Annotated in this window: 13 protein-coding genes; 8 read left to right on the top strand and 5 right to left on the bottom strand. The window is 42.4% G+C overall.

Annotated elements, in window-relative coordinates:
- Positions 1-12 precede the first annotated feature (12 nt).
- Together speE and B4K11_RS06140 are read left to right on the top strand one after the other, a co-directional pair.
- Positions 13-867, top strand: coding sequence for a polyamine aminopropyltransferase (gene speE, locus B4K11_RS06145; protein ID WP_292955171.1), 855 nt, complete (start codon positions 13-15; stop codon positions 865-867).
- Positions 868-972: 105 nt separating this feature from the next.
- Entirely contained in the window at positions 973-2,133 is a 1,161-nt protein-coding gene (locus tag B4K11_RS06140; RefSeq protein ID WP_292955174.1) for an MFS transporter, read from the top strand.
- 23 nt (positions 2,134-2,156) lie between these two features.
- On the opposite strand, the gene B4K11_RS06135 is transcribed toward B4K11_RS06140, so the two are convergent.
- Positions 2,157-2,648 carry a hypothetical protein gene (locus B4K11_RS06135; RefSeq protein WP_292955177.1) on the bottom strand — a complete coding sequence of 164 codons (492 nt, stop codon included), beginning with the start codon at positions 2,646-2,648 and terminating at the stop codon, positions 2,157-2,159.
- 381 nt (positions 2,649-3,029) lie between these two features.
- On the opposite strand from B4K11_RS06135, the gene B4K11_RS06130 reads away from it, so the two are divergent.
- Together B4K11_RS06130 and phaR are read left to right on the top strand one after the other, a co-directional pair.
- On the top strand, positions 3,030-3,287 hold the full coding sequence (locus B4K11_RS06130; RefSeq protein ID WP_292955180.1) for a DUF6489 family protein: 258 nt from the start codon (positions 3,030-3,032) through the stop codon (positions 3,285-3,287).
- A 19-nt stretch (positions 3,288-3,306) separates the two neighbouring features.
- Positions 3,307-3,831, top strand: a complete 525-nt coding sequence (gene phaR, locus B4K11_RS06125) for a polyhydroxyalkanoate synthesis repressor PhaR (protein WP_292955183.1) — start codon at positions 3,307-3,309, stop codon at positions 3,829-3,831.
- A gap of 86 nt (positions 3,832-3,917) precedes the next feature.
- On the opposite strand, the gene speD is transcribed toward phaR, so the two are convergent.
- The 4 genes from speD to B4K11_RS06105 form a co-directional block, all read right to left on the bottom strand.
- Positions 3,918-4,727 carry an adenosylmethionine decarboxylase gene (speD, locus tag B4K11_RS06120; RefSeq protein ID WP_292955186.1) on the bottom strand — a complete coding sequence of 270 codons (810 nt, stop codon included), beginning with the start codon at positions 4,725-4,727 and terminating at the stop codon, positions 3,918-3,920.
- Positions 4,728-4,866: 139 nt separating this feature from the next.
- On the bottom strand, positions 4,867-5,931 hold the full coding sequence (gene phaC / locus B4K11_RS06115; RefSeq protein ID WP_292955189.1) for a class III poly(R)-hydroxyalkanoic acid synthase subunit PhaC: 1,065 nt from the start codon (positions 5,929-5,931) through the stop codon (positions 4,867-4,869).
- A gap of 6 nt (positions 5,932-5,937) precedes the next feature.
- Positions 5,938-6,948 (bottom strand): poly(R)-hydroxyalkanoic acid synthase subunit PhaE, encoded by a 1,011-nt coding sequence (locus B4K11_RS06110; protein ID WP_292955192.1) that lies wholly within the window; start codon positions 6,946-6,948, stop codon positions 5,938-5,940.
- A gap of 40 nt (positions 6,949-6,988) precedes the next feature.
- Positions 6,989-7,864, bottom strand: coding sequence for a LysR family transcriptional regulator (locus B4K11_RS06105; RefSeq protein ID WP_292955195.1), 876 nt, complete (start codon positions 7,862-7,864; stop codon positions 6,989-6,991).
- Between the two features lie 173 nt (positions 7,865-8,037).
- On the opposite strand from B4K11_RS06105, the gene leuC reads away from it, so the two are divergent.
- The 4 genes from leuC (at position 8,038) to asd (ending at position 12,570) form a co-directional block, all read left to right on the top strand.
- Positions 8,038-9,456 (top strand): 3-isopropylmalate dehydratase large subunit, encoded by a 1,419-nt coding sequence (leuC, locus tag B4K11_RS06100; RefSeq protein WP_292955198.1) that lies wholly within the window; start codon positions 8,038-8,040, stop codon positions 9,454-9,456.
- 17 nt (positions 9,457-9,473) lie between these two features.
- Positions 9,474-10,121 (top strand): 3-isopropylmalate dehydratase small subunit, encoded by a 648-nt coding sequence (gene leuD / locus B4K11_RS06095; protein WP_292955201.1) that lies wholly within the window; start codon positions 9,474-9,476, stop codon positions 10,119-10,121.
- Positions 10,122-10,223: 102 nt separating this feature from the next.
- Positions 10,224-11,303, top strand: a complete 1,080-nt coding sequence (leuB, locus tag B4K11_RS06090) for a 3-isopropylmalate dehydrogenase (RefSeq protein WP_292955204.1) — start codon at positions 10,224-10,226, stop codon at positions 11,301-11,303.
- Between the two features lie 151 nt (positions 11,304-11,454).
- Entirely contained in the window at positions 11,455-12,570 is a 1,116-nt protein-coding gene (gene asd / locus B4K11_RS06085; protein WP_292955206.1) for an aspartate-semialdehyde dehydrogenase, read from the top strand.
- Positions 12,571-12,644: the final 74 nt, after the last annotated feature.

The following is a 12,644-nucleotide window of genomic DNA, read 5'->3' as shown; positions in this document are numbered from 1 at the left end:
GGTGAGAACAATATGACAACCTCTTATAGTGAAACGCTGCATAAAGGCTACGGCCAAGCATTTGATGTTGAAGAAGTGCTATTTGAACAGCAGACGGATTCTTGGCATTTAATTATCTTTCGTAACGCGGTCTATGGCACTGTAATGGCTTTGGATGGCATCATCCAAACTACAGAGAGAGATGAGTTTGTCTACCATGAAATGCTAACGCATGTGCCATTAATTGCTCACGGTAGTGCTAAGCGGGTGTTGATTATTGGCGGTGGTGATGGCGGAATTTTACGTGAAGTATGTCGGCATCACTCTGTTGAGCATGTTACTCAGGTAGAGATTGATCAAGCTGTCATTGATATGTGTAAAGAGCATCTACCAAATCACTCCGCAGGTGCTTTTGATGACCCACGAACCAACATCGTGATTGCTGACGGTGTGGAATATGTCACTCAGACCGATGAAAAGTTTGATGTTATTATTTCTGATTGTACTGACCCCGTCGGTCCTGGAGAAGTTTTATTCTCTAGCCGTTTCTATGAAGGCTGCAAACGCCTTTTGAATGACGGAGGTGTTTTTGTGGCTCAAAATGGCGTGCCGTTTCTACAGCAAGATGAAGTGATCACTACGAAACGTCGTTTGAGTCCCTATTTTTCTGACCAGTCGTTTTACACAGCAGCAGTGCCAACCTATATCGGTGGAGTGATGACGTTAGCTTGGGGTTCCGACAATGACGCGTTACGCTCATTTGGCTTAGATGAATTGAAAGCCCGTTATGAGAACAGTGGTATTACAACGCGTTATTACAACCCACAGGTCCATTTAGGAAGTTTTGGGTTACCACAATATTTGCTAGATGCGTTAGAGGAGGCCTAATCGCTCTTTGACTAAAAGCCGATTTTACCGTCGGCTTATTATCTATGGCTTTTCTGCTAAGCTCCTACCACTGATTGATTTAAAAAACTTACAGGCTTAATTCTATTGAACAGCTATGTTCGCCTTTCCGGTTTCTATTTTTTCTACTTCGCTCTTTTGGGTGCACTCGTCCCATATTGGAGCCTTTACTTAACCTCTTTTGATTTTGATGCAAAAACAATAGGTACATTGATGGCGCTTCTTCAAGTATCGCGCATTATTGCGCCGAATCTATGGGGATGGGTGGCTGATCGAAGTGGTAAACGTGTTGAAATAGTACGTTTTGGGGCATTAATGACCTGCATAGTATTTATCGCTATGTTTTGGCAGGATACGGCCTTAGGTATTGGTTTGGTCATGCTGGCGTTTAGTTTTTTTTGGAATGCTGTTTTACCTCAATTTGAAGTGATTACTTTAGAAGCGTTAGGTGACGAAAAAAGTCGATATAGCCAAGTGCGGCTATGGGGATCAATTGGCTTTATAATCACCGTTGTCGGTATTGGGGCGTTATTGGACTATGTTGAAATTGATTACCTTCCTTGGGTTTTATTGGCATTGATGCTAGCCATTTGGCTGAACACTTTACTGATTCCAAAGCCAGCACCGTTTACAGTATCGTCGGCTGGCAAGCAGGGCTCTTCGGGGTTTATAAAGCTTTTGTTACGCCCTCAAGTAATAGCCTTTTTCGTTATCTGCTTTCTTGTGCAGTTTGGACATGGCGCCTATTACACTTTTTACAGTGTTTTAATGGTTGATGTTGGGTACAGTCGGACCGAGGTTGGGCTCTTATGGGCTGTGGGCGTGGTTGCAGAAGTGCTGGTCTTTATCTACATGCACTGGATGATAAAACGCTGGGGTATTCGCGCTATTATGATAGTCAGCTTATTGATGTGCGTTATTCGATGGTTCTTAATCGGTGTGGTACCAGAAAGCTTGTTGATTATGTTGTTTGCGCAAACATTACATGCGGCTACATTTGGTTGTTTGCATGCTGTAGGGATAGCTTTAGTTCATCAATACTTTTCTACACAAACACATGGGCAGGGGCAAGCGCTTTTTTCTAGTATTGGTTTTGGCTTAGGTGGCGCGTTAGGCGCTGTGGTGAGTGGATTTCTATGGGATGATTATGGTGCTTTCTACACATTTGCCCTTTCTGCAGGTGCCAGTTTGATTGCAGTTATATTAGCTCTTCTATGGATATACCCTGAGAAGGTACGTCCTAGTTGATCTTTTACTTTTTCCTAAACCAGTTACGCTTGGCCACATTGTTGCTCAGCAAGAATAGTGAGCTTTTGTTTGGCAATTAGGCTCGGCAGATGGATCATTCTGATGGTGATCTTTTGATTGTCGAGCCCAGTAGCAGAGATTACTTTGCAAGCATGGACGGTATACTCCTTTTGGTTGAAGGAACGTCTAACAACGCCAATTCTTAGAACACTTTCGCTTTCCCATTCACTGTGCGTAGCTAGTTGATCAAGATCGCTATTAAAAAAATCTGCGATCAATTTATGTTTCTTACTGTAATGCACAACAGGGGCTTGTTTTGAATGATCTATTTTTTCGTGGCGAATACCTTCATTGTTAAAGTAGCCTGATGGTTTTTGAGTGTTGTCACTAAAGAAGGTTTGAGCCGAAGTGTTAGTGCTGATCACTAAAGCCCATAAAGCTAGTACCAATGTAACCAGTAGATAGTTAATGGCTGATTCATTTGAACCACTTGAACGATGAGTTATAAATATCATATATACGAGCCTGACTTTTTGCGTAATTTATCGGTAATATGTTGATATAACAAGAATAAGTTTATTAAAATTTTATCTTTCTAATTCTAGTGTTTTTAGCATTTTATCCTAGATGCTAGAGGGCTTTGTTTGTTCATAATGAGTCGCATGTTTTAAGGTTTTTTTTGTTTTTAATGGCAGGGTAAATGAATAAATTAAGTAATTTTTTTATAATTAATCTGTGGTTTTATTACTTATTGATCGGCTGTTTTCTTTTAAAAAGTCGCTATGAAATAGATCAGCATGCGTATATGTTGGAAAACAATTGATCTGGATATTTTGCACTGCCGTAGTTTTGCTATAGGATTAGTATATTGTGCCACCCAAAAGAGGGCTCGGGGAATGAAGTTTAATATTGATATTGATATGTCTCCTGAAGAGCTGCGTAAAGTTCTGGGCTTGCCAGATGTGCAGAAGTTTCAGGAAGATATGATGGCTAAGATTACTGAGCAGATGGATGCTGGGGCGGAAGGATATGATCCTTTAACCTTGTTTAAGCCTTATCTGACCGGTGGTACCGGGTCTATGGAAGCACTGCAAAAATTCATGATGAATTTGATGACGTCCAGTTACGGCAGTTCAAATAATAAAAAAGATTGATCAACAATAGAGTGATCATATGAAACCGAAGGAATTAGACGAGAGAGATGGTAGCTTGCGTATTTTAAGAAAGTATACAAATCGTCGTTTGTATGACACTTCTCGTAGTTGTTACGTTACATTAGAAGACGTGAAGCAATTAGTGTTAAGTGGTGAAGCATTTAAAGTTGAAGATTCCAAAACCGGTAACGAGCTAACACGTAATATATTATTGCAAATTATTAGTGAGCAAGAAGCTTTAGGTCACGGAACACTGCTAACTAATCAGGTGTTGCAACAATTGATCCGTTTTTACGGTGACAGTATGCAGGGCATGATGAGTCAGTATTTAGAGCAAAGCATAGCGTCTTTCTTGGAGCATCAGGATCGTATTAGAGATCAGATGCAGACAATGATGGGAGCGGCAAACCCTCTTACCATGATGAACCGTATTGCGGATCAAAATATGCAGAACATGCAGATGTGGGGAGGAATGTTTAAACCTGAAGAACATCCCGGTGGGGACGTTACAGAAGAAGAGCCTGAGAAGAAGGATAAGTCTTAAACAGTTTTATCCTGTATTCTGGTTTGAGCATGTAAAAAAGGGACATATAGATATGTCCCTTTTTTGTGTTTCTATATTAAAGGCTTTTACTTCATATCCGGCATGTTGCGGCCATAAAAGATTTCATTCATCTCTTTATAAAGGCGTTTTGTTATCTCTTTAACTTCTGATGTCCCAAGTTCTTCCTTCGTGGTATGAAACAGATAAGTATTCAGATCAAAATCCTTTAGCATCATTTTGGTGTGAAAAATATTTTCTTGATAAACATTCACATCAAGCATCTGATAATGATCGTGTATGTCGGGTGTGAAGAAGTTTTGGATGGAATTGATGTCATGGTCAATGTAATGCTTAACGCCCGCCACGTCACGCGTAAATCCTCTAACACGATAATCAATCGTGACTATATCTGATTCAAGTTGATGAATTAGATAATTGAGCGCCTTAAGCGGCGAGATAATACCGCAGGTCGAGACTTCTATGTCAGCTCTAAAAGTGCAGATACCATCATCCGGATGAGCTTCCGGGTATGTATGTACGCAAATATGGCTTTTATCTAAATGGGCGACGACTGAATCTGGCATTGGCCCAGGTTTTTCAGTGGTATCGACATCTCCAGAGTCTTTAATCGGCTCTTCGGCGACTAGCAGAGTAACGCTGGCACCTTGAGGTTCATAGTCTTGGCGGGCAACGTTCAATATGTTGGCGCCAATGATCTCACAGCACTCACTTAAAATTTCAGTTAAACGGTCAGCATTATATTGCTCATCGATATACTCAATGTATTCTGCTTTTTGTTGTGCTGTTTGGGCATAACAAACATCGTAGATGCAGAAACTTAGGCTTTTGGTGAGATTATTAAAGCCTTCAAGCTTAATTTTTTGAGTCGTTGGCAAAGCGGTTCGCTCCGTTAATCATGCAATACGAAATTCAGACGCGCGATTTTAGTAAACAATTAAGCTTGGAGGAAGCAAAAAGTCACTGTTATTTAGCTGAAATTAGTTAATAGTGATGGTGGGTGGTTATCAAGGGATGTTAATCCCTCTCTACTAACCAATCTACAATAGCCGGAGCGACTTGCGTTTGGGATTTGCCAGATACAAATACGCCTATATGTCCTCCTTTGACTTCCAATTCTTGGTAGTCTGTGGAACTCACGTGTTCTTTAAGGGCAGTAGATGCACGTGGCGGTACTAAGTGATCAAAGCTACCGTATACGTTCAGAATGGGCTGTTGGATATCTGCTAAATTGACAGTTTTATTGCCAATTTTGGCTTCCGCTTTGATGAGCTTATTTTGTTGGAAGAACTGAGTGATAAACTCCCGGAACGCTTCGCCTGCCTGGTCGGGGCTATCGAATATCCATTTTTCCATACGTAAAAAGCTCAGAGCGCTTTCTTGATTCTCAAGCTGGTTAGGCATGCCTAAGTTTTTCTGTACGCCTAGGCGCATTGGCATTAGAGAGTTGTATGAATCGTTCAGCATACTGCCTGGGATATTGCCGTAAGTTTCTACCGCGAGGTCTGCATCCACATATTTAGCAAGATGATAAAGTAGATTATCTTCTGTTTGAAAATCTACAGGCGTTACCATCGTGACAAGGTTTTTAATCTTTTGAGGATTTAAAGCGGTGTAACACAAACTAAACGTCCCGCCTTGGCATATGCCAAGTAGATTCGTTTGCTCTGTATCTGCGTGTGCCGTAACAGAATCTACGCAGTTATTTAAATACTCGTTGATATAATCATCTAGATCTAAATAACGATCTGCCGCATCGGGGTAGCCCCAATCAATTAAATAGATATCTAAACCAAGCTCTAACAGTCGTTGTAGCATGGAGCGCTTAGATTCTAGATCAATCATGTAAGGGCGATTAACCAGGGCATAACAGATGAGTAACGGTGTTTTACAGCGTTTTTTAGCACTAGATTGGTAGTAACGGAGTTTGAGCTTGTCTTCCGTGTATATGACTTCATAAGGAGTCGAGTCTACGTCGACCTCTTTGAGCTGGTTGAGGGTGTTAAAGCTTTTTAATAGCTTACGATTAAATTCAAGTAACTCATGGGAGACGGTTGCGGGATCAAGATCAAATCCATTCATGGCCGTTTATCCTTTTTTTGCTTTCTTAAGAGACGCTACTTCTTTTTTAAGAGAAGCGATCTCTTTTTTAAGTTCAGCAATAGCGTTAGATGTAGTGTTTTCTTGCAGCTGGTTTAGTTGCTCTTGAAACTCGAGCATTTCACGGCGATTCACGCGCATCTCTTTACGAAGTTTGTGCTGACGCTGGAGTGCTGTATCGAGCCCGGTGCGTGTTGCTAAACCCACTGATTGGAAGTGTATGTCACGAACATCTTGTAGGAATTTTCTTAGCTGCATAAGTGCATTACTTATGCGTCCGTGGGAGCGCTGATAAACATCCGTAAATACAGTCACGGAATAAGCGGATTCATACGCCTCTACCCAGATATCATGAAGCGCTTGTAAGCTAGAAATGTTAGTTTCGGGATTGTTTAAAGTCTGTAGCATTTTTTCAGAAGCATTTTGATTAATGGAGTTGTAGTGCTCCATATATTCGTGAAGTGCTTCTTGGTATTCCAGTGTAAGGGCCGTTGCTTCTCTGAGCTGCTCTTGAGTTTCTCTATTGCTGCCTACGACCGGTGTTTCAATTAGGCTTTTCATACCACTGATAAAAGGGTTTTCGAAAAGCAGATCATCTTTAAAGCTGTGCGTTTTGAAAAGGGCAGCAAATTGCTCAGGAAATTGCCACTGCTGCATGAGAGCATCAGTGGTTTGTTGTTGCATATATTGCTGGAATTGTTGAACTGCTTCGTTAAGCGGTTGCTTAGTACCGGCTTTGTATTGTTTCAATAACTCTTCACCGTAAGCGGTGAAATTACTGGATTGGGCTCCTAGAATGTCTAAAAGTTGAGCGAACTGTTGGGGGGCTTCTTGGCGAAGGTTGTTTTGGTTGCTGGATACAAATTTAGCCCATTCTGCTGGAGGCTGTAAGTCATTACCCGCAGTGATGTTTTTCCAGTATTCCTTCTGAGCGTCCAGCAGGGCTTCAATCGTTAAGCCGCTATTATCCATCAGTTCAATCTCTTTGAAGTTATTCAATTGGGTTATCTTATTACAACTAGCGCCTGCTTACATCCGATTATCGATGGGACTTTAGGATTTGTACTAGATGATTAGCTGTGTTAGATAAGGTTCGATTACGGTGGTATATGATCCCTAAGTTACGATGAACGGGTTCTGAATCAATTACATTGAGTACGGTCAAATCATCATTAACTAAGCGCTGCGGTAACAGGCTCCATCCTAAACCAATGCTGACCATCATTCGGATTGTATCAAGGTAATTTGTCGATATGGTTACATTGAGTTCAAGTTGATGGTGTAAGAAAAGTTTTTCTACAAGAGAGCGTGTAAATGTATTACTGCCTGGAAGTATCGCGTTGTATTGCGTTAACTCTTCTAGCTCAATTTGGGATTTGTCTGCTAAGGGGTGGTCATTAGAAACTACGTACATGAGTAGATCATCCCAGATTATTTCGGAGTGGATGTTAGGATCTGGTTCGGGGGATAAGGTAATAAGTGCTAATTCTAGATCGCCTTTCAAAACGCCTTCATAGGCAACTTCTGATTCAGCAAACTGCAGATCAAGTTCAACTTTGGGGCACTCTTCGCTAAATTGTTTTAAAAGGGGAGGGAGTCTATGCAGACTAATATGATGGCTGGCCGCAAGAGATAAGCCTCCGGTGATCTCCCCGCCTGCTAAATTACCTATAGCGCGTTTAGCGTCATCGAGCTGTAGCAGAATATCTTTTGCTCTTGGTAGTAGTGCTTCTCCAGCTTCAGTGAGTGAAACCGTTCGCCCTATGCGATCAAACAGTTTGCTTGATAGTTGCTCTTCTAATAGCGCAATGCGCTTGCTGATAGCGGACTGGGTCAAATAAAGATGGTCTGCAGCTTTAGAAAAAGAATTGCTCTCAGCAACAGCAAGAAATGCCTGTAATGTATTGGTATCCATATTTGTTCTCCTGATGCTTGAGAGTTGAGTCTATATATTCCTATTTGGAATGCAAAGTATAAAAAATATGAATTTGTTTTCTAGTATTGGCTGCACTAGGATAGCTACATATAAAAAATCGACAGGCTCTGTGGGAGGGTCGGTTGATAAAAAGAATAGTGAGGTAAGCTCCCGTGGCTGGACAAACATTATACGACAAGTTATTTGATGCACATTTGGTGCGCACTAACGAAGATGGCAGTTCTTTGATCTATATTGATCGACAGGTACTACATGAAGTTACATCTCCGCAGGCATTTGAAGGATTACGAATTGCGGGTCGTCAGCCGTGGCGTATTGATGCCAATATCGCAACTCCTGATCATAACGTTCCTACGACTGAGCGTTCAGGCGGTGTGGATCTTATTGTTGACCCTGTCTCTAAAATCCAAGTCAAAACTTTGGATGAGAACTGTGATGAATTTGGCATCTTAGAATTCAAAATGAACGATCAGCGCCAAGGTATTGTTCATGTTATGGCGCCAGAGCAAGGTGCAATTCTTCCGGGCGTCACCGCTGTATGCGGAGATTCGCATACCGCTACATTAGGTGCGCTAGGCGCATTGGCTCATGGTGTGGGTACATCTGAAGTAGAACACGTTCTTGCAACTCAGTGTTTGATCACTAAAAAGATGAAAAACATGCTTGTGCGTGTGGATGGTGAATTAGGTCTGGGTGTTACGCCGAAGGATGTTGTATTGCATGTTATTGGTGTTATCGGCACCGCAGGTGGTACAGGCTATGCGATCGAATTTGGTGGCGATGTCTTCCGTAATATGTCAATGGAAGGCCGTATGACGGTTTGTAATATGGCGATTGAGGCTGGGGCGCGCGTAGGTTTAGTTGCTGTAGATCAGATCACAGTTGATTATGTCGAAGGGCGCTCGTTTGCTCCTAAAGGGGAACAGTGGGATCAGGCGGTAGAGGCATGGAAAGATTTGGTTTCTGATGCGGATGCTGAATTTGATGAGACTGTTGTGATTAATGGTGCTGATATCGACCCACAGGTGACTTGGGGTACCTCTCCTGAGATGGTTGTGAGTGTTAATGATCAAGTACCAAACCCTGCGAATGAAACAGATCAAGTTAAAATTGATGGGATCAATCGTGCACTTGAGTACATGGGTTTAAATGCGGACCAAAAGATCACAGATATTAAGCTAGACCGTGTATTTATTGGCTCTTGTACAAACTCACGTATTGAAGACCTTCGTGATGCGGCAAAAGTCGTTGAAGGACGTAAAGTTGCGGACAATATTATTCAGGCACTAGTTGTGCCGGGTTCTGGCTTAGTAAAAGAGCAGGCTGAACAAGAAGGTTTAGATAAAATCTTTGTTGAGGCGGGCCTTGAATGGCGTGAGCCGGGTTGTTCAATGTGCTTAGCAATGAACCCTGATAAGTTAGGCAATGGCGAGCATTGCGCATCTACATCTAACCGTAACTTTGAAGGTCGTCAGGGCTTTGGTGGCCGAACGCATTTGGTTAGCCCCGCGATGGCTGCAGCTGCTGCAGTATCCGGCAGTTTTGTTGATGTACGTGAATTGATTAAATAAAGGTATCGGAGAGCAAAATGAATAAGTTTACATTGCATACAGGTGTTGCTGCTCCAATGGATCGAGCAAATATCGATACCGATATGATCATTCCTAAGCAGTTCTTAAAGTCTATCAAGCGTTCAGGTTTTGGTAAAAACTTGTTTGATGAGCTTCGTTATCTAGATGAAGGTCAGCCTGATCAAGAGTGTACTGGACGTCCTCTTAATAAAGATTTTGTATTGAACCAGTCTCGCTATCAAGGTACTAGTGTGCTGTTAGCGCGTGAGAACTTTGGTTGCGGCTCTAGCCGTGAACATGCGCCTTGGGCATTAGAAGATTTTGGTATCCGTTCGGTTATTGCGCCAAGCTTCGCAGAGATTTTCTACAATAACTGCTTTAAAAATGGTTTGCTGCCAATTGTATTAAGTGAAGAGCAGGTTGATAAGCTTTTTACTGAAGTTCAAGCAAACGAAGGGTATGAACTAACCGTTAATCTTGAAGAGCAGATTGTTGTGACGCCATCAGGTGAAAAGATCGCGTTTGAGATTGATGATTTCCGTAAGCATTGCCTACTTAATGGTTTGGACGATATTGGTCTGACCTTGCAACATGCTGATGATATCCGCGCATATGAAGCTAAGCGTCAAGCTGAAGCGCCTTGGTTGTTTGGTGCAATTAAGTAACGCATAAGTATTAATGAGTTAATCGCTAAGCTAGCTAAACCATAGTGGTTAATACTAAGAATTTTGTATCTCAGTTATAGAGATAAATGAAAGGTTATAAACATGTCTAAAAACGTTTTAATTTTACCTGGTGATGGCATTGGTCCTGAGATCGTTGCTGAAACGCGTCGTGTACTAGAATTAGTTAATGGCCAAGATGACTTAGGGTTAGAGTTAAGCGAAGCGCTAGTGGGCGGTGCTGCTATTGATGCTGATGGTGTTCCGCTTCCTGAATCTACGTTGGAAGCTGCTAAAGCAGCGGATGCAATATTGCTAGGTGCGGTTGGTGGACCTAAGTGGGATACAAATCCTGATTTTCAGATTCGTCCTGAAAAAGGTCTATTAGGTATTCGTTCAAATCTTGGTCTGTTTGGTAACTTGCGTCCGGCTATTTTGTACCCTCAGTTAGCACATGCTTCTACATTGAAGCCTGAAGTGGTGTCTGGCTTAGATATCTTGATCGTACGTGAGCTAACCGGCGGTATCTACTTTGGTCAGCCTCGTGGTATTCGTGAAAAAGAGGGTGGAATTCGCGAAGGTTATAACACTTACGTTTATGATGAAAACGAGATTCGCCGTATTGGTCGCGTCGCGTTTGAAGCCGCAATGGCGCGTGATAAACGTTTGTGCTCTGTGGATAAAGCTAACGTACTTGAAGTAACCGTGCTTTGGCGTGAAATTATGGAAGACTTAGCGAAGGAATACCCAGAAGTTGAGTTGAGCCATATGTATGTTGACAACGCAGCGATGCAGCTAGTGCGTGCGCCGAAGCAGTTTGACGTAGTTGTTACGGGCAATATGTTCGGTGATATCTTGTCTGATGCAGCGGCTATGCTAACGGGCTCAATTGGTATGTTACCTTCCGCGTCTTTGGATGTAGACGGTAAAGGTATGTATGAACCTTGTCATGGTTCTGCACCTGATATCGCAGGTCAAGGTCTTGCTAACCCGCTAGCGACAATTTTATCTGCGGCGATGATGCTACGTTACTCTTTGGATGCAGGCGATACGGCTGACCGTATAGAAGCGGCAGTCAGCAATGTACTAGACCAAAATCTACGCACTGCAGATATCTGGTCTGAAGGTATGCAGAAAGTATCTACTTCAGAGATGGGTGATGCGGTTGTTGCAGCGCTTAGCTGATCGATAACCCCTTAAGACGATAGGCGCGGTAGTTTATAGCGCCCATCGCGCTTTTGTAGCATAATATGCCCCCATTGTCGGTTCTTGGAGTGAAATATCGCTTTAAGTACCGATTTTGTGTTTTTTAGAATCCGAATTTTTGGTGAATTTGATGAAACGTGTAGGATTTGTTGGTTGGCGCGGCATGGTAGGTTCTGTCCTAATGCAGCGCATGATGGAAGAGCGTGATTTCGACCAGATCGAAGAGCCGGTCTTCTTTACCACTTCACAGGTAGGTCAGGCTGGACCGGATATTGGTAAAGATATTCCAGCGCTGAAAGATGCGACATCCATTGATGAACTTAAGCAGATGGATGCCATTATTTCCTGCCAGGGTGGCGACTACACGAAACAGGTTTATTCTGATCTGCGTTCAGCAGGATGGGATGGCTACTGGATTGATGCTGCATCCTCCCTGCGTATGGATGACAGCGCGATCATCGTGCTTGATCCTGTAAATATGAACGTGATCAAAGATGGTCTATCTAAAGGTGTTAAAACCTATGTAGGTGGTAACTGTACAGTATCGCTTATGTTGATGGGGCTTGGTGGACTCTTTAATGCGGGTCAGATTGAGTGGATGACTTCCATGACATATCAGGCGGCATCAGGTGGTGGTGCGCGTCATATGCGTGAACTAATCTCCCAAATGGGTGTGATTAATGATTCTGTCGCTGCTGATCTAGCGAACCCTGCGAGTGCAATTTTAAATATCGATCGTCAAGTTGCGGAGACTATCCGTGGTGATGCAATGCCGGTTGATAATTTTGGTGTTCCTCTTGCTGGTTCCCTTATTCCTTGGATCGATACTAAGTTGGATAATGGTCAGAGCCGTGAAGAGTGGAAAGCATACGCTGAGACAAATAAAATTTTAGGATTGGATAATAACCCGATTCCTATTGATGGTACCTGTGTGCGTATTGGTGCGATGCGTTGCCATAGCCAAGCATTCACTATCAAGCTTAAGCAGAATGTTCCAATGGATGAGATCGAATCGATGCTTGCTGAAGCAAATGATTGGGTTAAAGTGATTCCAAATGAACGTGATATTACGTCTCAGGAACTAACACCTGCTAAAATTACAGGAACGCTGAATGTGCCTGTTGGTCGTTTACGTAAAATGAATTTAGGTGACGAATACCTAAATGCATTCAGTGTAGGTGATCAGCTTCTTTGGGGTGCTGCAGAACCATTGCGTCGTATGTTGAGAATTTTGTTAGAAGATTAATTCTTTTTGCAAAAAAAAAATCTGTATTTCTACTAGCCCGGCATTGCTCGGGCTGGTTTGTTTTTAGGGTATGA

The organism is Neptuniibacter sp. UBA6509 (assembly GCA_002435145.1).
In the GTDB taxonomy this organism is placed as follows: domain Bacteria; phylum Pseudomonadota; class Gammaproteobacteria; order Pseudomonadales; family Balneatricaceae; genus Neptuniibacter.
Note: the sequence above shows the minus strand (reverse complement) of the source record. Positions and strands in the feature narration are given on the sequence as shown.